Raw genomic sequence first — 24,555 nt, forward strand, 5'->3', positions numbered from 1 at the left:
TGAAATCCTGATCCTAAATAACTATTTTTGCGCAAATTTCTATCGCAATGGGTAAAGTACAAGTAGGGTTAGTGCAGATGACTTGCACTGCAAATAAACAGGAAAACCTGGATAAGGCTATTGTTAAGGTACGCGAAGCTGCCGCTAAAGGCGCGCAGATCATTTGCCTGCAGGAGCTTTTTACATCGCTTTATTTTTGTGATGTAGAGGATTACGACAACTTCGCGCTGGCCGAATCTATCCCCGGTCCGTCTACCGATGCATTATCGGCGGTGGCTGGTGAACTTGGCGTTGTGATCATCGCTTCCCTTTTTGAGAAACGCGCGCAGGGTGTTTACCATAACACCACCGCGGTTTTAGATGCCGACGGCCAATACCTGGGCAAGTACCGTAAAATGCACATCCCGGATGATCCCGGCTTTTACGAGAAATTTTACTTCACCCCCGGCGACCTGGGCTACAAAGTTTTCAAAACCAAATTTGCAACTATAGGTGTGCTCATATGCTGGGACCAATGGTACCCGGAAGCAGCCCGCATTACCGCGTTAATGGGTGCGGAGATACTGTTTTACCCAACCGCAATAGGCTGGGCAACCACGCAGGACGAAGCAACCAATGTAGAGCAATACAACGCATGGCAAACCATCCAACGTTCGCACGCGATTGCAAACGGCGTGTACGTGGTAAGCGTGAACCGTGTAGGCGAAGAAGCCGGCGTAAAATTTTGGGGCGGATCGTTCTTTGCCAACCCGTTCGGCGCCGTTATGCACCAAACCACAACCGATGAGGAAGAAGTTGTTGTAATGGAACTGGATCTTAATAAATCCGATTACTACCGCAGTCACTGGCCGTTTTTGAGGGACAGGAGGATTGATAGTTATCAGCCAATTACAAAACGTTTAATTGACGGCGACTAACTGGCCCATAGTCCATAGACCATAGTAAAACAACAATGGCATTTAAATTTGAAAGCCTCCAAGTTTGGCAACGTGCATTAGATTTAACTGAGGAAATTGACGCTTTAACAAAGAGGAATTTTCCTTAAGACGAATTATTTGTGTTAACCTCTCAAATAAAACGAGCTGCCGATTCGGTAGTTCTCAACATAGCAGAGGGTTGTACCGGCCAAACAAACGCTACCTTCAAACAGTTTTTGGGCTATTCGTTACGATCTGCAATAGAGGTGGTATCGTGTTTGTTTATCGGAAAACGAAGAAAAATTATTAACGACACCGAATTTCAAAAGCTATACGATGATTATCAAGCTTTATGCAAAATGATCACGGCTTTACGAAATTCGCTTTAAACTAATTCCTACTATGGACCATCGACCATTGACTATGGACTCAAAATTACACTTCCCTGCCGAATGGGCTAAACATACTGCTACCTGGTTAAGCTGGCCGCATAAGGAGGCTTCATGGCCGGGGAAGATAGACCTGATATACAGCAAGTATGCTGAGTTCATCAAAGTCCTTACAGAGGGCGAGATTGTACGCGTCAATGTAATTGATGCGCAAATGGAAGCTTTCGCCAAAATGCAATTGCAACTGGTGGGTGCCAACCTGAGTAAAGTAGAGTTTTTCCACTTCCCTACCAATGATGCCTGGTGCCGCGATCACGGGCCTGCCTTTTTGGTGAATTATGAAACCAAAGAAAAAGCTATTATAGATTGGGGCTACAACGCATGGGGTGATAAATACCCTCCGTACGATCTGGATGATGTTATCCCAACCAAAATTGCCAACCATTTTAACCTGCCGGTATATCATCCGGGTATTGTAATGGAAGGTGGGTCGGTAGATTTTAACGGCGCGGGCACGTTGCTTACCACTACCGCCTGCCTGCTCAACCCTAACCGTAACCCACACTTAAACCAGCAACAAATAGAAGGCTACCTGCAAAAATACTACGGCGTGGAGCAGATACTTTGGCTGGGCGACGGGATCATCGGTGATGATACCGATGGACATATAGACGATATTACCCGTTTTGTAAATGCCGACACCGTAATTACAGTGGTAGAAGAAAATAAGCACGACGAAAATTACCACATCCTGCAAGAGAACCTGAAAACACTAAAAACTATGCGCCTGCTCAACGGCAAACAGTTGAACATTGTGGAACTGCCCATGCCGGATGCCGTAATTTACGACGATCAGCGTCTGCCTGCCTCCTACGCTAATTTTTACATTGGTAACGCGGCGGTGGTAGTGCCAACCTTCCGCAGCAAACACGACGATAAAGCGCTGGATATTATCCAAAACTGCTTCCCCGACAGGAAAGTGGTGGGTATCGATTCTACAGATATCATTTGGGGATTAGGAAGTTTCCACTGCCTGAGCCAACAGGAACCGGCGGTGTAACAATTATTGAGCGAGTTGATACCAGGGTATATGGAGTAAGCCTTGCTTTAGTTCAACTCTGGTGTTAGTTCCTTCTGTCATTGTGTAGAAAACTGTTTCTGACACCTGAATCGATTTTGCTTTGCTAACCGGTCCCCAAGGTAATAAGGTGACATTATATATTGTTCTCTTTCCCCTTGTTATAGATACATTTTCCACTTTGGTAAAAAATATTTTCGGTTTAGTTTTATCAATAAACAGTTCACAGTTATTGTAGAGCCGCAAGAATAGCCTAATGCGGTGATAATCATTAAAACAACTTGCCCCTTTATTGCATTGGCCGCATCAGCTTTCCCCTTCCAATATAGCCCGCAAAAAAATATAATGGCAATACCGCCCATCGGAAGCCAAACCTGGCTAATTTCAACCAAATGGTATTTAACAAGGGGTTTTACTACCAAAAAGACACATGACATAAACATCGAATAATATATGCTGTATACCGGACTTGTTTTCTTTGCAGCAAATTTTATTAAGCCTTTTTTCTTAGACATAATTGCTATACCGACTAAGGGATATATCATTGCAACAACAGAATATATATCGCTTGATAATATTGCATCTAAAAAAAAGAAACAAATAATGAGCCCTATAATTCCCAAAAGGTTGTAAGCCAGTGCTAATTTGCCCGCAGATCGTAAACTATTCATACGCTCGTCTTCAGACAACCCAAATTCGTTACTTTGCAAAATATCGGTCAACTGACTTTCGTACTCTTCGGCGTTTAAATCAGTGTACCGTTCACTTAGTTCAGTAATTAAGCCGTCATTATCCCCTAAGCTATCGTAATCGTTTATCATTATCCTGCGCCGGCCTTCGGCAATGGAGTAAATTAAAATTGCCTTCTCTTCTACCCTGAAACCTTTTACGTCATAATTCGCAAACGTTCTTGTACCAAGTATCCCGCTTACCGATATCGAATCATTTGATAGGACAACCTTTCTTCTTACAAGGTAGAGGCCCAGCACTATCCCCACTCCAATCAATAAAATACTTCCCGAAATCGCACCTCCGAGGCTACTCGCGGTAGATATCTTGCTTGCTAAAAACGCCCCAAATGCAAACGACGCTAAAGATACCAAGCCATAAAAAATCTTCCATCCTCTCGATATTGTATACTCCTGTTCCATCATAAATTAATCGGTTTACCAAGATAGAATTTCGCCATCTCTTTTTTCCAAACTTTTTCACCGACAATTTATCCATACTTACCGACTTCTTCAATTACATCGCCTATTAAGCATTTGCATATATCAAATGTTACATTAGTTTTGGGTAACAATAAAAATTATAGAAATCATGAACACCAATATAGATCAACAACCTAACAAAGCCAATGGCAAAGTTATGGCCGGCGGAATCCTGCTTCTGGTAGGCGCCTTTTTGCTGCTTAAGCAACTCAACCTGTTTTTCATACCCGATCATATCGACCTATGGCCTTTATGGCTCGTATTCTCTGGCCTTTGGATCGGATCGCGCAGCAACTTTCAAAAATCAAACTGGGTTGTTATAACCGCCTTGGGTGTAATATTCCTGTTAACTTCAAATATCAATAATGCCGAAGGGTTTGTTTGGCCTGTAGCACTCATTGGCTTTGGTTTCTGGATCATCCTGCGGAAGAAAAAAACAGGCGACACTTTAGGCGGCGCTGATTACTGGGATAAAAAATATAAAACAAGCACGGCTGATACCGATAAACCCCTTGCCGATTTTGGCGACACTACTTATAGCTCTGCTACAGGCGTGCCCCCAACAGATAGCAATACCACCGGCACCACACCCCCACTATCGCACGATGATATTTTAGATGCTACCGCCATATTTGGCGGGGTTAACAAAAGCATTTTTTCCAAGAGCTTCAGGGGTGGTGATATTACCAACATCTTTGGCGGTACCGAGCTTGATTTTACCCATGCCGATATCAACGGCAGGGCGATAATAGATGTCACCCAGGTATTTGGCGGCACCAAGATCATCGTACCATCCAACTGGCAGGTAATTGTAGATATGAGCGCCATTTTTGCCGGTACAGATGATAAGCGGATGAAAAGCATACAAGCCGCAAAAAGCGACAAGGTACTGATTATCAAAGGTGTATCATTATTCGCCGGCTTAGAGATCCGCAGCTATTAATTAACAGACAATTTACTCTATCCATTTACATAAAATTTGAATAACATGAATTGGTACGTAGCAAAATTAGTGTTCAGGGTGATCAGCGGCAACGGCGATCATAACGCCCAGTTCGACGAGCAACTGCGCTTGATAAACGCCGATACCGAGCACCAGGCCTTCCAGAAGGCAAGCAACATTGGCCACGCCAACCAGGATAGCTTTGTAAACGTGCAAAAGCAAACCGTAAAATGGCAATTTATAGACGTTGCCGAACTAAATGTTTTAACCGGCCTTGCCGATGGCACCGAACTATATTACAACATCCACGAGGCTCCCGACCCGGACCTGTACATCGCCTGGGCACATCATAAGTCGGCCTTGTTGGGTGTTAAAAATTAATCATACCTAAATCACCAGTTTTGGCATCAGAACAATTATCAGGAAAGAAATTATTTGGGGCATTTGCTATATGCGGGGTGGTTTGGGCCGCCCTGCAAGCATACCTACTGCATAGTTTCGGCTTTGTTTGGATGGTTGCCCTTGCCGATGCCGGTGTTAGCGCATTATTGCTTTCGCTGGCTTGCTGGCTCATTAACAATAACCTGCGCTACTACCAGCCAGACCGCGGCAGCTATATTTATCTGCTGGTATGGTGCGGTGCCCTCGCTGCCGGCTGCGCATCATCCTCCCGGTATGTCCTTCCATTTTTTGGCTTTGGGGTGGTGTTTGATAATTTTCTGAAACAATCCTTCATCATCCGCCTCTTCACCGATTTTTTGGCCATCGGCTGGATGGCCATGATCAGCGCCCTGTTCTACTCGCAGATAGACCATAAAAAAACCGAGCAACGCAAAACCGAAGCCGAGAAACTGGCCCGCGATGCCGAGCTTTATAACCTGAGACAGCAATTGCAGCCACACTTTTTGTTCAACAGCTTAAACTCTATCAACGCTCTTATCGGCTTTAAGCCCGATGAAGCCAGGCGGATGATCCACCAACTGTCGGACTTTTTACGCGGCACCCTGAAAAAGGACGACCAGCTATTAGTACCCCTGAGCGATGAGCTAACCCACCTGAATTTATACCTTGAAATAGAGAAGGTACGCTTTGGCCACCGCCTGCAAACGGAAATAACCTGTTACGAAAAATGCGCCAAGGCCTTGCTACCATCCATGCTGCTGCAGCCTTTGGTAGAAAATGCCATAAAATTTGGCTTGTACGATACCACCGGCGATGTAACCATCAGCATCAGTGGCGAATTGGAGGATAACTATCTCATCATGACCATCCAAAACCCCTACGATTCGCAAACCTCCAGGCCCCGCAAGGGTACCGGTTTTGGGCTTAGCGGGGTACAACGCAGATTATATTTGATATTTGCACGCAACGATTTGATGGAAACCCATGCAAATGATAATATATTTACAACCATTATAAAAATACCGCAGTTATGACACGCGCTTTAATTATTGACGACGAGCCATTGGCACGTATGGTTGTATTGGAATATTTGCAGGCTTTTCCGCAAATTGAGGTTTTGCAGGAATGCGGCGATGGCTTTGAAGGCCTGAAAGCCATACAGCAACACCAGCCCGACCTTATATTCCTGGATATACAAATGCCCAAAATAAACGGTTTTGAGATGCTCGAACTGGTGGACAACCCGCCTGCCGTAATATTTGCTACCGCTTTTGACGAGTTTGCCATAAAAGCTTTTGAAGCCCATGCGGTAGATTACCTGTTGAAGCCCTTTAGTAAAGAACGTTTTGTTAAGGCCATTGATAAATTCCTGTCGCACAACAATACCGCGCCTTCCGCCGCGAAAACTACCGAAACATTGCTGGAGATAGCCGCGCAATCGCCCGCGCAAAACGAGCGTATAGTGGTAAAAACAGGCACCAAGGTGAAGATCATTTCGGTACAGGATGTAGAATACCTGCAAGCCGATGATGATTACGTAAGCGTTATAACCGCCGAAGGCGCGTTTCTCAAAAACAAAACCATGGCCTTCTTCGAAAAAACCCTGGACCCAAGGTACTTCGTCCGTGTACACCGCTCCTACATCATCGCCATACAGCAAATAACCCGTTTAGACCCTTATGAGAAAGACAGCCACCTGGCCATCCTCAAATCGGGTGCAAAAATACCGGTAAGTAAAACGGGCTATGTGAAGCTGAAGCAGGTATTGGGAATATAAAGTTCTGTTATTTTATATTTAACGAAATTAAATTCTAATAAAATACAATATTCAGGTATTTTTATCGTATCTACTGATAAAAATACCAATCCATGCCTAAGCTTATCTTTATTACGTTGTTGTCCTTTTTGGTGATAACAAAACCCGTCGACCTGCCCGATAGCAAACGCGCCAGCGATGTACGTACCACCCTCTGGCCCAGGTTACAGGCAGAACTAAGCGAGCGCGGCTTCGACAGCAACTACCATATTTACCTGCGCATATTTAAGCAGACGGACCAATTTGAAGTTTGGGCGAAACGGGGTGCTAAGTATGCCTTGTTTAAAAGCTACGATATTTGCTACTTCTCCGGCGGATTGGGCACCAAAACAAAACAGGGCGACGGCAAAAGTCCCGAGGGTTTTTATACCATCACCGCAAAACAGCTAAACCCGGCCAGCAATTACCACCTCGCCATAAACATTGGCTACCCAAATCAACTGGAACAGCAAAAAGGCTATACCGGCAGTGCCATTATGGTACACGGGCATTGTGCTTCCATAGGCTGCTATGCCATGACCGATGCACGGATAGAAGAGATCTACACCCTTGTTTACAAAGCCCTTAATGCCGGGCAGGATAAGATAAGCCTTGATATTTTCCCTTTTTATATGGACGATTACCACATGCAGGCAAACGCGGCTTCACCCTCCCTGCAATTTTGGAGAACCATAAAACCGGGATATGATCTGTTTGAGAGGAACCGGGTACCGGCGGTAGGTAGGGTGGTGGGTAAACAATACGCCTTTGCGAATTAGAAACACCCAATCAACCTGTAGAGACGCGACACTTCGCGTCTCTACCAAAGAGATTTTACATCAACAACACTTTCCAGGCCTCCTCCACCAGGCCACTATCCAGCAAATACTTGGCGCGTAAATGCAGTTGCACTTCGCGGGTTTGGCTGTCGCCGATGGTGGCATCAAACAGTTCTTTTATCTCGTCGCTTTGGGCAAAGGCCTCTACTTCTTCGTCCGTAGGCAAAAATTCTACGTTACCCAATTGCCCAAGGTTATTGCCGGTGAGCACTTTGGAGTTGCGGATGGCGTAAGGGATAGCATCAACCCCAATGCCGATGGTGCGCACGGGCTTGGCCACTTTAAACAGGTTATCGGCAGTAACGCGGCAGTACCAATCGCCACCGAGGCGTGCCACGAGGTCTATTTTCTCCTGATCTATTTTGCCGGTATCGTCCAGCACATCTTCGTTTATGTGGATCAGCTTTATTTCGGCGAGCACCAAATTACCCGCGCCAGGGCCGTCGCCAAGGCTGATCACCTCGGTCACCACGCACTCAAACTGCACGGGCGATTCGGCTACACGGGGCGGCTTAACCAATTCTGAGGGCAGCGCCGTTAGGCCCGATTTAATAAACTCATCCACTCCAGCCGGGTACTCCACGCTGGAGAGCGACACCTGCTGCACAATATCATAATTCACAATATTGATCACACACTCCGGCACCAGCTTTATGTTCTCCAGCGTATGCTTAGTGGTATTATCCCGCACCCTCCGCGCCGGCGAAAACACACAAATGGGCGGGTTAGTGCTAAACAAATTAAAAAAGCTAAACGGACTTAAATTCACGTTTCCCTCCGCATCCACCGTTGAAGCGAGGCAAATAGGCCGCGGCGCAATAGCGTAATGCAGATAGTTCTGCAATTCGAGGGGTAATAGGTCGGACGTTTTGAGGGTTTTCATTCTTTTCCCTGATGTTATTAATAAAGTTTGTCATTGCGAGGAGCGGGCCGGAAGCGCGGTGGGGCACACAGCTCTTCGCGGGACCCTCGCAATGACATGGTGGTAAACGGCGGGTTTTACTTTTTTAATCCGAGTATAGAAAACTCACTTTTGCTTTTTTTAATAATATTGCCCAGCATACCCAGGCCGGTTATCTCCAGTTCAACAAGGTCGTTGGGTTGCAGCCATTGGGTTTGGTAATTGGGGTTGTTTAGCAGGCCTGTACCGTTCAGTTCCAGGAAACAGCCTGTACCTACGGTACCCGAGCCTATTACATCCCCTGGCAGTACATCACAGCCATAAGCGCAGCGCTCTATGATCTCGGCAAAGGTCCAGTCCATATCGGCCATATTGCCGCTGCTTACCTGTTCGCCATTAACCAGGCATTTCATTTGCAGGTTGTAGGCGTTACCGGTATGGCCAGGTTTTGGCTCCGTTTTATACTGCTCCAACTCATCGGGCGTAACCAGCCATGGGCCTATCACGGTAGAAAAATCTTTCCCTTTTGCAGGGCCAAGGTTCAGCAGCATCTCCTCCATTTGCAGCGTGCGGGCGCTCATATCGTTCATGATCATGTAGCCGGCTATGTAGCTATCGGCATCAGCAGCTTTAATGTTGCGGCCTTTTTTATTCAGCACCACGGCAACTTCCAGTTCAAAATCCAGTTTCTGGAAATGGTCGGGCATACATTCTATTTCGCCGGGGCCTTGTATAGCGTTGTGGTTGGTGAAATAAAATATGGGGTATTGATCAAACTCGGCAATCATATCTACCTTGCGGTTGCGGCGGGCGGCGGCCACATGCTGGCGAAAAGCATACCCGTCGCGGCAGGAGGATGGGTGCGGTACCGGGGCTATCAATTCATAAAACAACTCCTCTTTACCCTGCATTTTGCCGCTGCGCAAGTCGTCATTAACCTTTTTGGCATGTTCCATTAGTTCATCTCCACCCCATAAAAACTCATTCATGTTATCGGGGATCAATTTATCGCAGGAGTTGAGGTTATAGATATGCCCTTTGATGTATACGCCCAAATGCTCGCGATCTTCGGTTTTATAGGATACTAATTTCATAGGTATGTTGGTTTATCAGGTTTAATTTTTTTGAGGCTGCGCTCCAGGAAGATGTTTACCAGGTATATAAAACCGCCAAGGGCGGTGAGGTCCAGTATAAAGTTGCTTAAATTAAACCCCAGCTGGCTTTGGTTTACATACGCAAGCTTCCCGTTGGTATAGCTGTAAAAATGCCATGGAAAACCCAAAATGGTGAAACCATCCGTTGCGGATTTATCTTCCATAAATAAAAACGTTAAAACAACCCAGGCAACTATTCCGAATACTATAGCTTGTTTCCTGATCATACTGGCTTAATTGGAAATCAAACATAGGAATTTTGGTTGATTAAGTAAATGGTTGATTGGTGAGTGGTATTTTTTACGGTAGTTCTTTGATGCCGATAACACCGCAACAGGGATTGTAGGGGAAGCCACGGCGGGGGCATGCGCGGAAAAGCAACGGGGCCGGAGCGCAGCGCAGTCCCGCAAAGCCCGGCCCGCAGGGGTTGCCATTGTTGGTGAGTGGAGCATTTTGGAGTTTGGATGCTCGATCTCGGATTTTTTATTTCTTTTTTAGATCAGCCATCACCAACCACTCTCAGAATCAACCTCACTCCTCACAACTCTCTCCTCACCAAAATAACCCTTGCATCTTCAAATAAAACCCCCTAATTTTACCTCATCAATCATGAGCATTAAAAAACAGTTTTACTTTTCCCTCGGGCTCACCTCTATGAGTGATGCTTCGTCCTTTAGGGATGCTGTGCTCGCTACTGCCGTTTTAGCGCAGTATTAAATTCGCTGTTGTAAGGTTTTAATATTGAAAGGTTGGAATGCGATTCCAGGTCTGTTCCGTTAAAACTATTCTGCTACCTCAATCGTTTAATAATTAATGGCTTAAGGGCAAGTTTTTAAAACTTCGCAACCTTAAAACATTCCAACATTTAAACCAACAAAACCAATGCCTATTTACCATACTTTAGGGAGCATCCCGCCTAAGCGGCATACGCAGTTCCGTAAGCCCGATGGCACTTTATATGCCGAAGAACTGGTTTCTACCGAAGGGTTCTCCAGCCTGTATTCGCTGGTTTACCATGCCTACCCGCCAACCATTGTGAAGGCGCTGGGCGAGCCATACTCCGTTGAACCAAAAATAGCCCGCGAAAAACATTTAAAACATACCAGTCTTATCGGTTTTAATATCGAACCGGTTGACGATTATCTGCAAAGCCGTAAACCTGTGCTGGTGAACGCCGATTTGCATATCTCGCTCGCCGCGCCGCGCAAATCAATGACCGACTATTTTTACAAGAACAGCCAGGCCGACGAGGTAATATTTATCCACGTAGGCAGCGGTACTTTAAAAACCGGCTTCGGGAAAATAAGGTTTGCCTACGGCGATTACCTGGTTGTACCCCGTGGTACCATTTACCAGCTGGAGTTTGATACACCCGATAACCGTTTGTTCATCGTAGAAAGCTTTAGCCCCATTCGCTCGCCAAAGCGCTACCGCAACGCCTACGGGCAGCTGATGGAGCACTCGCCCTATTGCGAGCGCGATATTAAGCGCCCAACCGACCTGCAAACGCACGACGAGAAAGGCGATTTTAAGATCCTCATTAAAAAACAGGGGCTTATTTACCCTTACATCTACGGCACCCACCCGTTCGATTTTATTGGCTGGGATGGTTTCCACTACCCATGGGCATTTTCCATCCACGATTTTGAACCGATAACCGGTCGCCTGCACCAACCGCCGCCCGTGCATCAAACCTTTGAGGGGAACAACTTTGTAATTTGCTCTTTTGTTCCGAGGAAATTCGATTATCACCCCCTCTCCATCCCCGCCCCATACAACCACAGCAATGTGGATAGCGACGAGGTTTTATACTACGTAGCCGGCGATTTTATGAGCCGTAAAAGCGTAGTAAAGGGACAAATAACCCTGCACCCCGGCGGCATCCCGCATGGCCCTGCACCGGGTTCGGTAGAGAAATCCATCGGCAAGGAAAGCACAGACGAACTGGCCGTGATGATAGACCCCTTCCGCCCGCTGATGCTAACTGAAGACGCGGTAAGAATAGAAGACGAAAATTATTTCAAGAGTTGGGTTATTTAAGGTGAAAGCAGAAAGGTAAAGGCTTTTAGGAAATCAACCATTCAATAATTCACTCAATCACTAATTAATAGCAATGGACACATTAACATTAGATACAAAACCAACCACAACAGATTTTTTGCCGCTTAACGGTACCGATTATGTGGAATTTTACGTGGGCAACGCCAAGCAGGCGGCGCATTATTATAAAACTGCTTTCGGTTTTCAGGACCTGGCTTACGCCGGGCCGGAAACAGGTGTGCGCGATCGCGCATCCTACGTTTTACAGCAAGGCAAGATCCGCTTGGTGCTTACTACACCCCTGCACTCTGATCACCCCATTGCCGAGCATATTAAAAAGCACGGCGACGGCGTAAAGATCTTGGCCCTTTGGGTGGACGATGCCTTCGACGCCTTTAAACAAACCGTTGCCCGTGGTGCCGAGCCTTACCAGGAGCCAAAATCCATCACGGATGAATATGGCGAAGTGCGCACCAGCGGCATAAAACTGTATGGCGAAACCGTGCATTTATTTATAGAACGCAAAAATTATAAAGGTCCGTTTTTACCGGGCTATAGGGCTATGCAAACCAGCTACCAGCCAACCGATACCGGCCTGCTATATGTAGACCATTGTGTGGGCAACGTGGGCTGGCATAAAATGAACCAATGGGTTAACTTTTATGAGGACATTATGGGTTTCCGCAACATCTTAACATTTGACGATAAGATGATCTCGACCGAATACTCTGCCCTGATGAGCAAGGTAATGAGTAACGGGAACGGTTACGTAAAGTTCCCGATAAACGAGCCCGCAGAAGGCAAAAAGAAAAGCCAGATAGAAGAATACCTGGAGTTTTACGAAGGCGAGGGTGTACAGCATTTGGCATTGGCAACAGCGGATATTGTAAAAACCGTTACCGACCTGCAAAGCCGCGGCATAGAGTTTTTAACCGTGCCCACCACCTATTACGACGAACTAACCGCACGGGTTGGCCATATTGACGAGGACCTTGGCCCGTTAAAGGAACTCGGCATCCTGGTAGACCGCGACGACGAAGGTTACCTGCTGCAGATCTTCACCAAACCGGTGGAAGACAGGCCTACGCTGTTCTTCGAGATCATCCAACGCAAGGGAGCCAAATCCTTCGGTGCCGGTAACTTTAAGGCATTATTTGAAGCGATTGAGCGGGAGCAGGAGTTGAGGGGAAACTTGTAATTAGATTTCGGAGATGGGAGTTCCGATTTTGGATTTAGTTTGGAGCCGGGCATTTTGCCCGGCTTTTGTTTTGATAATAGCTGAGCAGATTTTCTATCTTTATTTCAGAATCCTAAAACCACATGCTATGTTACGATTAAAATTATTGCTGCCCCTGCTGTTGATGGGCATAGCCTGCCTCGCCCAAACTGAAAAACCTGCCTATAATGCCGCGCTTGCCCAAAAGCTGGGTGCCGATCAATACGGTATGAAGAAATATGTAATGGCTTTCTTGAAAGAAGGGCCTACAAAAATTACCGATGCCAAAGCCGGTCAGGAATTACAGATGGCCCACCTGCGTAATATTATGAAATTGGCTGCCGAAGGTAAGCTGGTATTAGCGGGCCCTTTTATGGACGACCATCCTATACGTGGTATTTTTATTTTTAACGTGGCAACCATTGAAGAGGCACAAGGGCTTACCGCTACCGACCCTGCCATCAAAGCGGGTACTTTGGTTATGGAACTGCACCCCTGGTATGGTTCTGCCGCGCTGATGCAGGTGGTGCCCATTCATAACACCTTAGAGAAGAAAAGCGTTGCAGAATAACTTGCAAACAGATGCGGACAGTAGCATCAAACAGCCTCACAGAACTTTTAAGCCGGCCATGATCTCCAACAAAACGCCCGACCCGGCAGCCTAAACATTTGCGTTGCCGCCGTGTTATTGTTATCATGAAAGCCAACTCAGCCGTACCCAAATTCCAGCTTATCCCGTTGGCCATAAGCCTTTTTATCACACTGGCTATCGGCGGGGTTGCCACAATATTTACCCGGCCCGAGATCAAAGGCTGGTATATTACGCTCAACAAGCCGGGGTTTACGCCGCCAAACTGGTTGTTCCCGGTGGCGTGGACAACGCTTTACGTCCTCATTGCCATAGCAGCCTACTTGGTTTGGAAACGCCGCGACGGCACTCCAGTTTACAGAACTACGGCCATTATTTATAGCATACAGCTGCTGCTCAATTTTTTATGGTCGATAGTGTTTTTTGGGCTGCACCAAATATTTGGCGGGCTTATCATCATCGTGCTTTTGCTGGTGTTCATCATTCTTAATATCGCCTGGTTTGGCAGGTTCACCAAAACGGCTGCCTGGCTGCTGGTGCCGTACCTCGTTTGGGTGAGCTATGCCACGCTGCTCAACATCGGTATTTATATACTTAACAAGTGATGGAAAAAACACTATTTTTATTGCAGGTTATATCCCCTCAAATACACTAATGAAAAAGATACTTTTTACCTGCTGCCTGTTTATGATCGCATCGGGTTTTGCTTTTGCAGATACCGTTTCTATTAAACATTTTGTGGTGAAGGAAAACCCCTTCGCTAAAGACGAGATAGCTATTGTAGCGGTTGATACCGGCAAAAACATCCAGGAGAACGTAAACGGAACCTTCAGCTTTACCATTAATGGTTTTGTAGAGACATTGAAATTTGAAAAAGGCACCGCGTTTTTCCGCCACAAGCTGGAAAAATCGAGCTTTATATTTGCCCGCCACCAAAACGACGAAGGCACCACCTCTATGCTGTATTACGTTTACCGGCACGATAGTAAACTCACCCCGGTAAAAATAAGCTGGATCCTTTTGATAGCCATCCCTTTAGGTTTGGTCTTAATAGGCTACCTGTTTAAGCGGTTCATCATCATCGCCCTTATCATCTTCTGTATCTTCCTGTATTTCAACTACCACAACGGCCTCAGCATCCCCACGTTTTTCCAAAGCGTTTTAGATGGATTGAAGGGGATATTTAGTAGTTGAGATTGGAGTTTAGAGATTAGTTAAGCCCCTTAACCAACGCGGCATTACAATGACGGCGGTTTTTAATCGCGTCGAATCTTGAAATCCTTAAATCGTGTTTAAAACGGCAACCCTATACCAAAGTTAAGCTGCATAAAGTTATAGCTATCACCTACATAGTTGCCGTTGGAGTCTACACCGGTGCTGTTTGCTTTGAGGTATGCCTTTTTGAAATCGCCTGATTTAAACAATTCGTTGGCATGGCGGAAGAGCACCCATTGATCCGCGCCGTTAAACTGGGGGTCTTTAAATTTAAAGGCCGCATCCAGCCTGAAGATAAAGAAGCTAAGATCGAAACGCAGGCCGGTACCGATACCTATAGCTGTAGAGTTGAAAAGGTTATTTAGTCTGAATTCGCCGTTAGGGTTGTCAGGCGTTTTATGCAAGCGCCATACGTTGCCCATATCCATAAACAAAGCGCCCTTAAGTTTAGTGCCGAAGAAGTTATCAACCAATTTATAGCGGTACTCCAGGTTGGCTACCATTTTTATCTCGCCAAACTGGTCGAGGTATTTTAAGCGCGCCCTGGTAGTATCTGCAGCGCCGTTTACACCATAACTGGCGCGGTTAAATTGCCCGGGGCCAAGTGTACGCGGCAGCCAGGCGCGGATATCGTTGGCACCACCGGTATAAAAGTTCTTTTCAAATATCAGTTGGTTGCTGTTGCCGTAAGGAATACCAATGCCCGGGCTGAAACGGAAAATAAACTGCCGTTCGCCGCCGAGGCTTCTGTACAGGCGGTAATCTATTTCGGTTTTTACGTATTGCGAAAATGCGTTGCCAAAAAAAGTGCGCTGGCCGAGGCTGTCTTTGGGTGTTCTGAAAGCGCGGCTCAGTAAATTCAGCGTACCGCCGCCCAAATCCAAACTTCCGCGGAAATAATAGAAATTCTCGTAAGTGTTTAGCTTGATACTGTTATACTGAAAGGTATACTGGCTCCCCGATGTAAAGGTGGTACGGCCAATAAGGTAAACGTATGAGTAGCGGTTTTGCTTCAGCAGCTCTGCCTTGGCAATAGGGTCGATATTTCCGCTGGAAAATTCGATATTGATAGGGGTTATGGAGTGCTGTTTGGTACGCGTATCGAAGAAATCGTAGGTGATGGAGTTAATCCAGCTGCGGCGCTGCACCAGTCCTTTTTGATAAAACAAGGAGAAGTTGGTAGAGAAGGTGGTGTGCGGCACCCCAAACTTGGCCAGGTTAGGAAAATCGAACGGCGATACAATGCGCGGGTATATTAAACTCACCCCGGCTTTAAACTCCTGGTTTTGGATGCCTTTGCTATCGCCGGCGTTGCGCCCGCTATCAAACAAAATACTCCAGTTAAGTTTCACCTGTAAGGCCGCCGCCTGTTTAAACAAATTACGGTTGGTAAAGGTATTGCCAATGTTGTAGCCATATCGCCCGCCGTTAAACAGGAACTCCGCCTCCACCCTGTCGCTCATGCGTTTCAGCGGGGTAATATCTATGCGGGTATTGAGCCTGTTGGTACTATCAGGCAGCTTTTCATAAATTGGGCTGGGCACATTTCTAAAAACGTTCAATTCCGATAAGCGCGAAGTAGTAAGCGTTTGCATATCGATATCAAACAGGCGCCCTTTTTTCTGAAAAATATAGTCGGTTACCGTTTTTGGCTTAAACCTCCCCGAGTAATCCACATACCTAAACTGCGAATCTACCTGTATGGTATCGGGGTTACCGGTTTTGCGGCCGTTGCTTTGTGTTACGGTTATCAGTGTGTTATTAATGGTAAAAGTTGGATGCGCCGGCTTATCGGCGGGGTTATCAATGATCATCACCAGATCTACGATACTTTGGTTGTAGCTCGAATCCGGCTCAAAGTTGACGTACTGGCGGTAAAAGTCAAAGTAGCCGTTCCGTTTCATCACCTGGAAAAACTGGTCACGGTCGTACGCCAGGCTATCGGTATCAAAGCGGCTTCCGGGGTTTACGTGCGAGTATTGCGCTTTGGTGCGGCGGTAAAGCCCTTTTACATTAGGATCTGCAATGCTATCCTTATAGTTGCGGATGCGGAACATCGGCCCCTCGGTAGCGGTAAATATCAGTTCGGCTTTTTGTTTTTTGATAACGATGGAATCGGCTACTTTTGCTTTGAGGTAGCCTTTATTCTGCAAATATTTTTGCAATTGCAGGCGCGAAAACTCCACCAGGCTACTATCTAAAAGGCGTGGTGCCTCGCCAATATTGCGTTTGCCCTTTTTGCTAAAGGTGTAATAAAATTGCAGGTTGAGCCAGTTGTTGGGTTGTTGCTCTTTATCCACATAATTAACGGCGGCTTCGGCAAATTCCTTGTCAATACCCTTTAAGGTGAGCGTGCGGACAATGGCTTGGTTTGGTTTTATTCCACGCGTAACGCTGCAGCTGGAGATAATAACCACCAAAATACTTAATATTGCAATACGGTAATGGCCGGGTGTTAAATATGCTTTCAAAATCTCAGATCAGTTTACTAACGTCTTTACAACATAAAAAGTTTCGCCGGGAAAGTGGTTTGTTTTTGGTGGAAGGTTACAAATCCATTATTGAATTTGCCAATTCGCCCTACTGTATTCAAACCATTTACCATACGCCTGGTATTGCCCCAAAATTGCTTAATTTATCCCGAAAAATAAACTTTCAGGAGATTTCGTTAAACGAACTGCAAAAAATAAGCGTTTTAAAGAACCCCGCCGATGCAATTGCTGCCGTTAATATACCCGAATGGGCCGGCTTTAGCGATCAGGACTTAAAGAATAAATTCACTTTAGTGCTTGATGGTGTGCAGGATCCGGGTAATATGGGCACCATTATCCGCACAGCCGACTGGTTTGGCATTACCAATTTGGTGTGCAGCGAGGATACGGTAGATGCTTATAACCCAAAAGTGGTGCAAGCCACCATGGGGAGCTTGGCGCGGATGAACATTAGTTATACCGATTTGAAGGAATTTCTCCGCTCGGCCAAATTGCCCGTTTATGGCGCCTTGTTAAATGGCCAAAGCATTTATAAAACCAATTTTGGCACTGAGGGACTGGTAGTTATGGGCAACGAGGGCAATGGCATCCGCCCCGAAATTGAAGCTTTGATAAGCAATGCGGTAACCATTCCACGCATAGGGGGGGCCGAATCATTAAACGTGGCTATAGCTACCGCGATATTTTGTTCGGAAGTTGCAGGAAAAAGCGCCAAATAAAATTGATTGGCAAATAATAATTGTTATTTTTGCAATCCTTAAAAAAGGTCGGATGGCCGAGTGGCTAGGCAGAGGTCTGCAAAACCTCCTACAGCGGTTCGAATCCGCTTCCGACCTCAGGGTTAAAACATTTATTAAATAAAAGATCATGGGCGTTACTCGTTTAAAAAGAAAAGATAGAAGAAACAAAACTTTCTCTCGTTTAGAAGTACAGTTTTTAAAGTTAGCTACTAACATTGAGTTAGGTAGCCGTTCTGCAGAGAAAAAAGATAGCCAAATAGCAAAAAACAATGCTGTTTTAGCTATAGCTTCAGCTAAGTAATTCTTATCTCCACAAAGCTTTGAAGGTGTACCAATTAATTGGTACGCCTTTTTTGGTTGGGGAATTTTTTCTGCGATGTAGAGACGCGATAATTCGCGTCTCCTTTAGGACGGTGGCGATAAACCTTATGAGTTGTTCTTCAAGACGCGAAGTATCGCGTCTCTACAAAATCGTGTAAATCTCTTAATCCTTCAATCGTGTCAGGATGCGTTTAATCAGCCCCGGCCCCTCATAAATAAACCCGGTGTATAATTGCACCAGCACCGCCCCTGCCGCGATTTTCTCCGCTGCATCTTCTGCCGAGTGGATGCCACCCACCCCTATTATGGGGAACGAACCACCGGATACCTTATTTAAATAGCTGATCACTTCTGTAGAGCGCTTGGTTAAGGGCTTGCCGCTTAACCCACCCGTTTCACCTTTAAAGGCCGATGTAAGCCCTTCGCGACTGATGGTGGTATTGGTGGCGATGATACCGGCTATGCCGGTCTGTTTTACAATATCTGCTATATCATCCAATTGATCATTGGTAAGGTCTGGTGCTATTTTAAGGAGGATGGGGCGGCTGATACCTTTTTTGCTATTGCGTTGCTGCAGGGTGTTCAGAATATGCATTAGCGGCTCTTTCTCCTGCAATGCGCGCAGCCCTGGAGTATTGGGCGAGCTTACATTCACTACAAAATAATCTACCACATCAAACAGCCTGTCGAAACATTTGATGTAATCGCTCACGGCGTCCTCATTAGGAGTTACTTTATTTTTGCCGATATTACCGCCTATAATAAGGGCGGTTTCACTGGTTTTAAGGCTTCTGCGATAAGCAGCTATGCGCTCGGCGGCTACATCAACCCCTAAATTATTAAAACCCATGCGGTTGATGAGCGCTTCATCTGCCGGCAGGCGAAACATGCGGGGCTTGTCGTTACCCGGTTGCGGCAATGGCGTAACGGTACCAACTTCTACAAACCCGAACCCTAAAGCACCCATTTCGGCGATCAGTTCGGCATTTTTATCAAAACCTGCGGCTAAACCTACTGCATTTTTAAACTTCAGGCCGAACACTTCTTTCTCCAAACGCTTATCGTCCGATGCCCAGATGGCTTTGCTGATGGCTGTACCGCCGGGCATTTTGTTGAGGCGTTTTAGATTGCGGGTTACAAAATAATGGACGTTCTCCGGGTCGAACTTGAACAGCAGGGGTTTAAGCAGTTGATACATGGCGCGAATTTACCGTTTTTAATATTTAAGGGTTAACATTTTGCAGAATATTGTAATTTAGTTGCTGTCCATTTTATCGGAACATCTATCTATATATGAAGAATTTTTTATTGAACTCGCGCCGGAATTTTATTAAAAACGCGGCTATTGGCACCGTTGCCACTTTGTCTATCCCGCAAATTGTATCTGCAGCTGTGGGTACCTCATCAGCAAAAAAAGTGGAGCTGAACGATAATGATATTATTCTTTTCCAGGGAGATTCCATTACCGACTGGGGCCGCGACAAAAGCAAAACCGAGGCCAATAACCCAAGTTCACTTGGCAATGGCTATGTGATCCATACCACCGGCGCCCTGCTGGTAAAATATCCGCACAAAAACCTGAAGATCTTTAACAAAGGCATTAGCGGTAACAAGGTTTATCAATTAGCCGAGCGCTGGGATACCGACTGCATCGCCCTTAAACCAACCGTACTGAGCATCCACATCGGCGTAAACGATTTTTGGCATACGCTTACCAGTGGCTACAAAGGCACCATAGAAAACTATATAGCCGATTATAAAAAGCTGATAGAGAGCACCCATAAAGCTTTACCCGGCATTAAAATCATCATTTGCGAACCATTCGCGGTAAAAGGCGTGCGGGCAGTAGATGATAAATGGTACCCGGCATTTGATGCCTACAGGCAGGCTGCCCGCGATATAGCCACGCAGTATGGTCTCCCTTTTGTGCCCTACCAATCTGTTTATGATAAAGCACTCGAAACCGCCCCCGGCAGTTACTGGACCACAGACGGTGTACACCCCAGCATTGCCGGCGCCAAATTAATGGCCGAAGCATGGGTGCAAGTGGTGAAAGGATAGATTTTAAGACAAAGGATTAAGCACCAATAGGCAAAAGAATGGCGTAATTTCACATTGCGCTGACTTAGATATACATAGCAACCGTTCCTTAATCCTTTCGTCCGTTGTCTTTTGTCCCTCAAAACCGTATCTTTGCGGCAAATGATCGCTATAAATAACCTTACGTTTGAGATTGGTGCGCGGGCGCTGTACGATGAAGCTAACTGGCATATAAAACCTGGAGAAAAAATTGGCCTTATTGGCGCCAATGGTACCGGTAAAACTACCCTTTTAAAGATCATTGTGGGCGACTACAAGCCTACCTCGGGTACTATATCTATGGCTAAGGACCTCACCATGGGTTACCTTAACCAGGACCTGCTCTCCTACTCGTCTGACAAGAACATCGTTCACGTTGCTATGGAAGCCTTTGAGCGCCAAAACCAACTGCACGACGAAATAGAAGTATTGCTTAAAAAACTGGAAACAGATTACACCGAAGACCTTTTACATAAGCTAAGCGATAAGCAGCACGAGTTTGAACTGCTTGATGGTTACAACATTGAATACAAAGCACACGAAATTTTGGCCGGCCTTGGTTTTAGCGAAGCCGAATGCCAGCGTAAGCTAAGCACCTTTAGCGGGGGCTGGCGGATGCGCGTGATGCTTGCAAAAATACTTTTACAAGCGCCTGATATCCTTTTGCTGGATGAGCCTACCAACCACCTGGACTTACCATCTATCCAATGGCTGGAAGACTATCTGAAAGCCTTTAACGGTGCTATCATCATCGTATCGCACGACAGGTGGTTCCTGGATAAGGTGATCAACCGCACCGTAGAAAGCCGCAAGGGTAAACTGAATGTGTATGCGGGTAACTATACCTTCTACCTGGAAGAAAAAGCCTTACGATCCGAGATCCAGCGCGGCGAGTTCAAGAACCAGCAATCGAAAATAAAACAAGAGGAGCGTTTAATTGAGCGTTTCCGTGCCAAGGCCTCTAAGGCGAAGATGGCGCAGTCGCGTATTAAAATGCTCGATAAAATGGAGCGTGTTGACGATGTAGATGATGATAACCCTGAGGTTAATTTCAGCTTCCGTTTCAGCAGGCAATCGGGCCGCCACGTGGTTACCATGGAGCACATCACCAAAAAATATCCGGCTATAGATATTTTAGATGATGCAGAAGCGATAATCGAAAAAGGTGACAAAATTGCCTTGATAGGTGCCAACGGTAAAGGTAAATCGACCCTGTTGCGCATTGTTGCAGGTGCTGATACCGAGTTTGAAGGCACAGCCCAAACCGGACATAACGTTACACAAACATTTTTTGCGCAACACCAGTTAGAGTCGCTTCACCTGGAGCACCAGATCTTGCAGGAGTTGCAAGCCTTCGCTCCAAAACATACCGATACGGAACTTCGCTCGATATTAGGTTCTTTCCTGTTTACCGGCGATGATGTATTTAAGAAGATAAAAGTATTATCGGGTGGGGAGAAATCGCGTGTGGCTTTAGCCAAGGCCTTAACTGCCGATGCAAACTTTTTAGTACTGGATGAGCCTACCAACCACCTGGACATGGCATCTGTAAATATATTGATACAGGCACTGCAACAGTACGAAGGTACCGTGATAGTTGTATCGCACGATAGGTACTTCTTGGATAATGTGGCCAATAAGATCTGGTTTATCGAGGATCAAAAGATAAAACAATACCCGGGCACTTACGCCGAGTACGATGTGTGGAACGATAAACGCAAATTGGAGCCGAAAGTCGCGGCACCTTCCCCTCAGCCTAAAAAGGAAGAGAAGAAAGAAGTCGCGCCCGTTAAACAACAAAGTAGCGACAACAAACATCAGCAATTGAAGAAGCTTAACCAGGATCTGACTAAGCTTGAAGAGAACATAGCTTCGGTTGAAAAGGAAGTTAAAGCCATGGAAGCCCAGCTGGCCGATAACCAGATCTTCAACCAGGCGGAAAAAATGAAGCAGATAAACAACAGCTACCAGCTTAAAAAAATGGAGCTTGGCGGCCTGCAACAAAAATGGGAAGCATTAGCCGACCAGATAATGGAGCTGGAAGCTTAAAGCGAAGCCCCCCAGCGCCCTGAAGGGGGAGTTTTTGAAAAGTATTGAGCCAAAAGACATCCGTCTTTTGGCTTTTTTGTTTCCAGGCTACCTATATAACCATCTTGTCAGCAATGACAAGTCTTTATAATTTGCTGCCGTACTTACTTGTCGCCTATTTCATTCACTGAAATATTTTCCTGCCACCCGCGTTTTTGTGCTATTATTGTGATAATGAAAAAAGCCCTTTGTCTGTTAATTCTTTCTGCGCTAACCTTTTCTATTGCCTTCGCGCAAGCACCTTACGGCAACGATGTATTTCGCCCGGAGATTAAAAGCGTTGAGTTTTATAAAGTAGATAAACAGGCGGCGGCTTTCCCCGTGATTAACTTAAACAGCGAGGAAAAAGTTGTTTTAGGCTTTGACGACCTGAGCGGCGGCAGCCGTAATTTTTATTATACCATTGAGCATTGCGATGCCAACTGGAACTCCTCGCACCTTTCGCCTGCCGAGTATCTGCAAACCTTTATGGACGATAGGCTTTTCAATTACACCTACTCATCCGGCACCTTCCAAAAATATACCCATTACGAGCTGACCCTGCCCAATCAAAACATCGCCCCAAAAATATCGGGCAACTATATTTTAAAGGTGTATGAGGATAGCGACCTTAACAAAATGATCCTTACGCGAAAGCTGTATGTGCTCAACAGTCGTGTAGGGGTTGGCGGCACCATCGCTTCGTCCAACAACGTATCGGCAAGGCGAACTAACCAAAAGCTTAATTTTACGGTAGATTACGGCGGATTGAATGTACAGAATCCCAACCGTGATATCCGCGTGCTGGTGATGCAAAACGCCCGCCCCGAAACCGGTAAAATGAACAATGTGCCCACTTATATCCGTGGCACGCAATTGGTTTATAACGATGTAAACATCAACGATTTTGCAGGCGGAAACGAGTTCAGGCATTTTGATACCCGGTCGTTAAAAGTAAATTCGGAGCGGATAGGCCGCATCTACCGGGATACGGCCAACACCGTAATGCTGCTGGGCGACCCAAACCGCAACTTGCCCAATTATACTTTACTGTATGATAACGATGGCAAGTACTATGTGATCAATCAGGATGGCCGCGATTCGCGCACGGATGCCGATTACGCGCACGTGTATTTTAATGTTGGGACGAACAAGTCGGAGGCAGAAGGCACGCCCTATATCATCGGCCAGTTTAACGATTATAACATAGATGCCAACAGCCGGATGCAATTTGACAGCCGCGGCCGCTTTTACACCAACCTGCTGCTGAAGCAGGGCGTTTACGATTTTATGTACGTTTGGGTGAACAATGCCACCAAACAACCCGATTATACCGCGCTGGAAGGGAACTACTTTGAAACGGAGAACGAATACCAGTTATTGGTTTACGTCCGCCCCGCCGGTGCCCGCTGGGAAGAGTTGGTGGGTTACAGTTTGTTACGGACGGTGAGGCCATAAGCCTTTTCCGTAGAGACGCTATACTTCGCGTCTCCCTTAGGACGGTAACAAACTCCACATCAACATAATTCATCAAGACGCGAAGTATCGCGTCTCTACAACATAATGGCTGTGTACTAATTTCCCCTTAAAAACTATCTTTGCACTATGAAAGGAAAAGCGCCTAAAGAATCATTTACCATCATGAACGAGTTGGTATTACCCAACGATACCAACACCCTCAATAATTTAATGGGTGGGCGTTTGCTGCACTGGATGGATATAGCTGCCGCCATATCCGCGCAAAAGCATTGTAACCGTGTGGTGGTAACCGCATCGGTAGATAATGTATCTTTTCATCACCCTATTAAACTGGGCGATGTGATCACCATTGAGGCTAAGGTTACCCGTGCGTTCACCACCTCGGTAGAGGTACGGATGGATGTTTATGCCGAAAACATCCCGCAGGGTACCCGCCATAAAAGCAACGAGGCTTACTATACATTTGTAGCGCTGGATAAAGATGGCGGCAAAGTACATGTGCCCGAACTGCTCCCCGAAACTGAAGACGAGGTAGAACTTTACGAAGGCGCGCTCCGCCGCCGCCAACTCAGGCTGATCTTAGGCGGCAAAATGAAACCGGATGATGCTACAGAATTGAAAGCGCTGTTTTTTGCTGCGCAGAAGAAGTAAGCACGAACACATCCGCTGGATTTGGAGTAATTTCGGC

At 46.1% G+C, this 24,555-nt stretch carries 25 protein-coding genes and 1 tRNA gene; 20 read left to right on the top strand and 6 right to left on the bottom strand.

The features are described from left to right. The first annotated feature begins 47 nt into the window (after positions 1-47). From EPL05_RS01125 to EPL05_RS01135, 3 genes are all read left to right on the top strand, one after another. Complete coding sequence (locus tag EPL05_RS01125) at positions 48-917, top strand: carbon-nitrogen hydrolase (protein ID WP_128531674.1); 870 nt, start codon at positions 48-50, stop codon at positions 915-917. 140 nt (positions 918-1,057) lie between these two features. Continuing rightward, positions 1,058-1,306, top strand: a complete 249-nt coding sequence (locus tag EPL05_RS01130; RefSeq protein ID WP_243837182.1) for a four helix bundle protein — start codon at positions 1,058-1,060, stop codon at positions 1,304-1,306. Positions 1,307-1,340: 34 nt separating this feature from the next. After that, positions 1,341-2,366: an agmatine deiminase family protein gene (locus EPL05_RS01135; RefSeq protein ID WP_243837183.1), complete on the top strand. Its 1,026-nt coding sequence runs from the start codon at positions 1,341-1,343 to the stop codon at positions 2,364-2,366. Between the two features lie 179 nt (positions 2,367-2,545). Here EPL05_RS01135 and EPL05_RS01140 read toward each other — a convergent pair whose 3' ends face one another. Further along, the gene (locus EPL05_RS01140) at positions 2,546-3,538 is read right to left on the bottom strand and encodes a hypothetical protein (protein ID WP_128531676.1); all 993 of its coding nucleotides are present in this window, start codon (positions 3,536-3,538) and stop codon (positions 2,546-2,548) included. Between the two features lie 166 nt (positions 3,539-3,704). Here EPL05_RS01140 and EPL05_RS01145 point away from each other — a divergent pair, with 166 nt between their 5' ends. The 5 genes from EPL05_RS01145 to EPL05_RS01165 all read left to right on the top strand — a co-directional run bounded on the left by EPL05_RS01145 (position 3,705) and on the right by EPL05_RS01165 (position 7,514). After that, entirely contained in the window at positions 3,705-4,538 is an 834-nt protein-coding gene (locus EPL05_RS01145; RefSeq protein ID WP_128531677.1) for a LiaF transmembrane domain-containing protein, read from the top strand. Between the two features lie 45 nt (positions 4,539-4,583). Further along, on the top strand, positions 4,584-4,919 hold the full coding sequence (locus tag EPL05_RS01150; RefSeq protein WP_128531678.1) for a DUF4288 domain-containing protein: 336 nt from the start codon (positions 4,584-4,586) through the stop codon (positions 4,917-4,919). A gap of 20 nt (positions 4,920-4,939) precedes the next feature. Next, positions 4,940-5,974: a sensor histidine kinase gene (locus EPL05_RS01155; RefSeq protein WP_243837184.1), complete on the top strand. Its 1,035-nt coding sequence runs from the start codon at positions 4,940-4,942 to the stop codon at positions 5,972-5,974. Next, on the top strand, positions 5,971-6,717 hold the full coding sequence (locus tag EPL05_RS01160; RefSeq protein WP_128531679.1) for a LytR/AlgR family response regulator transcription factor: 747 nt from the start codon (positions 5,971-5,973) through the stop codon (positions 6,715-6,717). The genes EPL05_RS01155 and EPL05_RS01160 overlap by 4 nt, the downstream gene beginning before the upstream one ends. A 92-nt stretch (positions 6,718-6,809) precedes the next feature. Next, positions 6,810-7,514 (top strand): L,D-transpeptidase family protein, encoded by a 705-nt coding sequence (locus EPL05_RS01165; protein WP_128531680.1) that lies wholly within the window; start codon positions 6,810-6,812, stop codon positions 7,512-7,514. A 55-nt stretch (positions 7,515-7,569) separates the two neighbouring features. Here EPL05_RS01165 and EPL05_RS01170 read toward each other — a convergent pair whose 3' ends face one another. The 3 genes from EPL05_RS01170 to EPL05_RS01180 all read right to left on the bottom strand — a co-directional run bounded on the left by EPL05_RS01170 (position 7,570) and on the right by EPL05_RS01180 (position 9,856). Beyond that, positions 7,570-8,457 (bottom strand): flavin reductase family protein, encoded by an 888-nt coding sequence (locus tag EPL05_RS01170; RefSeq protein ID WP_128531681.1) that lies wholly within the window; start codon positions 8,455-8,457, stop codon positions 7,570-7,572. Positions 8,458-8,573: 116 nt separating this feature from the next. Beyond that, positions 8,574-9,569 carry a fumarylacetoacetate hydrolase family protein gene (locus EPL05_RS01175; protein ID WP_128531682.1) on the bottom strand — a complete coding sequence of 332 codons (996 nt, stop codon included), beginning with the start codon at positions 9,567-9,569 and terminating at the stop codon, positions 8,574-8,576. Next, positions 9,566-9,856, bottom strand: a complete 291-nt coding sequence (locus tag EPL05_RS01180) for a hypothetical protein (RefSeq protein WP_208394646.1) — start codon at positions 9,854-9,856, stop codon at positions 9,566-9,568. The genes EPL05_RS01175 and EPL05_RS01180 overlap by 4 nt, the downstream gene beginning before the upstream one ends. Positions 9,857-10,511: 655 nt before the next feature. Between EPL05_RS01180 and EPL05_RS01185 the strand changes: the two genes are divergently transcribed. The 5 genes from EPL05_RS01185 (at position 10,512) to EPL05_RS01205 (ending at position 14,668) form a co-directional block, all read left to right on the top strand. Then, entirely contained in the window at positions 10,512-11,669 is a 1,158-nt protein-coding gene (locus EPL05_RS01185) for a homogentisate 1,2-dioxygenase (protein WP_128531684.1), read from the top strand. A gap of 73 nt (positions 11,670-11,742) precedes the next feature. Beyond that, positions 11,743-12,867: a 4-hydroxyphenylpyruvate dioxygenase gene (gene hppD / locus EPL05_RS01190; RefSeq protein ID WP_128531685.1), complete on the top strand. Its 1,125-nt coding sequence runs from the start codon at positions 11,743-11,745 to the stop codon at positions 12,865-12,867. Positions 12,868-12,994: 127 nt separating this feature from the next. Then, on the top strand, positions 12,995-13,456 hold the full coding sequence (locus tag EPL05_RS01195) for a YciI family protein (RefSeq protein WP_128531686.1): 462 nt from the start codon (positions 12,995-12,997) through the stop codon (positions 13,454-13,456). Between the two features lie 125 nt (positions 13,457-13,581). Further along, positions 13,582-14,079 carry a TspO/MBR family protein gene (locus tag EPL05_RS01200; protein WP_128531687.1) on the top strand — a complete coding sequence of 166 codons (498 nt, stop codon included), beginning with the start codon at positions 13,582-13,584 and terminating at the stop codon, positions 14,077-14,079. Positions 14,080-14,128: 49 nt separating this feature from the next. Continuing rightward, on the top strand, positions 14,129-14,668 hold the full coding sequence (locus tag EPL05_RS01205) for a hypothetical protein (RefSeq protein ID WP_128531688.1): 540 nt from the start codon (positions 14,129-14,131) through the stop codon (positions 14,666-14,668). Positions 14,669-14,766: 98 nt separating this feature from the next. Here EPL05_RS01205 and tamL read toward each other — a convergent pair whose 3' ends face one another. After that, on the bottom strand, positions 14,767-17,160 hold the full coding sequence (gene tamL, locus EPL05_RS01210) for a translocation and assembly module lipoprotein TamL (RefSeq protein ID WP_128531689.1): 2,394 nt from the start codon (positions 17,158-17,160) through the stop codon (positions 14,767-14,769). Between tamL and EPL05_RS01215 the strand changes: the two genes are divergently transcribed. From EPL05_RS01215 to EPL05_RS01225, 3 genes are all read left to right on the top strand, one after another. Next, entirely contained in the window at positions 17,151-17,900 is a 750-nt protein-coding gene (locus EPL05_RS01215; RefSeq protein ID WP_128531690.1) for a TrmH family RNA methyltransferase, read from the top strand. The genes tamL and EPL05_RS01215 overlap by 10 nt on opposite strands. Positions 17,901-17,946: 46 nt before the next feature. Beyond that, positions 17,947-18,017: transfer RNA gene (locus tag EPL05_RS01220), tRNA-Cys, on the top strand. Between the two features lie 31 nt (positions 18,018-18,048). Next, the gene (locus EPL05_RS01225; protein WP_067190784.1) at positions 18,049-18,222 is read left to right on the top strand and encodes a spore protein; all 174 of its coding nucleotides are present in this window, start codon (positions 18,049-18,051) and stop codon (positions 18,220-18,222) included. A gap of 183 nt (positions 18,223-18,405) precedes the next feature. On the opposite strand, the gene EPL05_RS01230 is transcribed toward EPL05_RS01225, so the two are convergent. After that, positions 18,406-19,440: a quinone-dependent dihydroorotate dehydrogenase gene (locus EPL05_RS01230; RefSeq protein WP_128531691.1), complete on the bottom strand. Its 1,035-nt coding sequence runs from the start codon at positions 19,438-19,440 to the stop codon at positions 18,406-18,408. A 95-nt stretch (positions 19,441-19,535) separates the two neighbouring features. Between EPL05_RS01230 and EPL05_RS01235 the strand changes: the two genes are divergently transcribed. The 4 genes from EPL05_RS01235 to EPL05_RS01250 all read left to right on the top strand — a co-directional run bounded on the left by EPL05_RS01235 (position 19,536) and on the right by EPL05_RS01250 (position 24,518). Continuing rightward, positions 19,536-20,303, top strand: coding sequence for an SGNH/GDSL hydrolase family protein (locus tag EPL05_RS01235; RefSeq protein ID WP_128531692.1), 768 nt, complete (start codon positions 19,536-19,538; stop codon positions 20,301-20,303). A 141-nt stretch (positions 20,304-20,444) separates the two neighbouring features. After that, positions 20,445-22,370 (top strand): ribosomal protection-like ABC-F family protein, encoded by a 1,926-nt coding sequence (gene abc-f / locus EPL05_RS01240; protein ID WP_128531693.1) that lies wholly within the window; start codon positions 20,445-20,447, stop codon positions 22,368-22,370. Between the two features lie 213 nt (positions 22,371-22,583). Further along, positions 22,584-23,846, top strand: a complete 1,263-nt coding sequence (locus tag EPL05_RS01245; RefSeq protein ID WP_128531694.1) for a type IX secretion system plug protein — start codon at positions 22,584-22,586, stop codon at positions 23,844-23,846. Positions 23,847-23,993: 147 nt separating this feature from the next. Beyond that, the gene (locus tag EPL05_RS01250; RefSeq protein ID WP_128531695.1) at positions 23,994-24,518 is read left to right on the top strand and encodes an acyl-CoA thioesterase; all 525 of its coding nucleotides are present in this window, start codon (positions 23,994-23,996) and stop codon (positions 24,516-24,518) included. Positions 24,519-24,555 lie beyond the last annotated feature (37 nt).

This window comes from Mucilaginibacter gilvus, assembly GCF_004054195.1.
GTDB lineage: Bacteria > Bacteroidota > Bacteroidia > Sphingobacteriales > Sphingobacteriaceae > Mucilaginibacter > Mucilaginibacter gilvus.

Excerpts from the sequence above, each read along its gene's own strand:
- EPL05_RS01125 (WP_128531674.1), top strand. The coding sequence starts at position 48 with ATGGGTAAAGTACAAGTAGGGTTAGTGCAGATGACTTGCACTGCAAAT.
- EPL05_RS01135 (WP_243837183.1), top strand. The coding sequence starts at position 1,341 with ATGGACTCAAAATTACACTTCCCTGCCGAATGGGCTAAACATACTGCT.
- EPL05_RS01140 (WP_128531676.1), bottom strand. The coding sequence starts at position 3,538 with ATGATGGAACAGGAGTATACAATATCGAGAGGATGGAAGATTTTTTAT.
- EPL05_RS01145 (WP_128531677.1), top strand. The coding sequence starts at position 3,705 with ATGAACACCAATATAGATCAACAACCTAACAAAGCCAATGGCAAAGTT.
- EPL05_RS01150 (WP_128531678.1), top strand. The coding sequence starts at position 4,584 with ATGAATTGGTACGTAGCAAAATTAGTGTTCAGGGTGATCAGCGGCAAC.
- EPL05_RS01160 (WP_128531679.1), top strand. The coding sequence starts at position 5,971 with ATGACACGCGCTTTAATTATTGACGACGAGCCATTGGCACGTATGGTT.
- EPL05_RS01165 (WP_128531680.1), top strand. The coding sequence starts at position 6,810 with ATGCCTAAGCTTATCTTTATTACGTTGTTGTCCTTTTTGGTGATAACA.
- EPL05_RS01170 (WP_128531681.1), bottom strand. The coding sequence starts at position 8,457 with ATGAAAACCCTCAAAACGTCCGACCTATTACCCCTCGAATTGCAGAAC.
- EPL05_RS01175 (WP_128531682.1), bottom strand. The coding sequence starts at position 9,569 with ATGAAATTAGTATCCTATAAAACCGAAGATCGCGAGCATTTGGGCGTA.
- EPL05_RS01180 (WP_208394646.1), bottom strand. The coding sequence starts at position 9,856 with ATGATCAGGAAACAAGCTATAGTATTCGGAATAGTTGCCTGGGTTGTT.
- EPL05_RS01185 (WP_128531684.1), top strand. The coding sequence starts at position 10,512 with ATGCCTATTTACCATACTTTAGGGAGCATCCCGCCTAAGCGGCATACG.
- hppD (WP_128531685.1), top strand. The coding sequence starts at position 11,743 with ATGGACACATTAACATTAGATACAAAACCAACCACAACAGATTTTTTG.
- EPL05_RS01195 (WP_128531686.1), top strand. The coding sequence starts at position 12,995 with ATGTTACGATTAAAATTATTGCTGCCCCTGCTGTTGATGGGCATAGCC.
- EPL05_RS01200 (WP_128531687.1), top strand. The coding sequence starts at position 13,582 with ATGAAAGCCAACTCAGCCGTACCCAAATTCCAGCTTATCCCGTTGGCC.
- EPL05_RS01205 (WP_128531688.1), top strand. The coding sequence starts at position 14,129 with ATGAAAAAGATACTTTTTACCTGCTGCCTGTTTATGATCGCATCGGGT.
- EPL05_RS01215 (WP_128531690.1), top strand. The coding sequence starts at position 17,151 with ATGCTTTCAAAATCTCAGATCAGTTTACTAACGTCTTTACAACATAAA.
- EPL05_RS01225 (WP_067190784.1), top strand. The coding sequence starts at position 18,049 with ATGGGCGTTACTCGTTTAAAAAGAAAAGATAGAAGAAACAAAACTTTC.
- EPL05_RS01230 (WP_128531691.1), bottom strand. The coding sequence starts at position 19,440 with ATGTATCAACTGCTTAAACCCCTGCTGTTCAAGTTCGACCCGGAGAAC.
- EPL05_RS01235 (WP_128531692.1), top strand. The coding sequence starts at position 19,536 with ATGAAGAATTTTTTATTGAACTCGCGCCGGAATTTTATTAAAAACGCG.
- abc-f (WP_128531693.1), top strand. The coding sequence starts at position 20,445 with ATGATCGCTATAAATAACCTTACGTTTGAGATTGGTGCGCGGGCGCTG.
- EPL05_RS01245 (WP_128531694.1), top strand. The coding sequence starts at position 22,584 with ATGAAAAAAGCCCTTTGTCTGTTAATTCTTTCTGCGCTAACCTTTTCT.
- EPL05_RS01250 (WP_128531695.1), top strand. The coding sequence starts at position 23,994 with ATGAAAGGAAAAGCGCCTAAAGAATCATTTACCATCATGAACGAGTTG.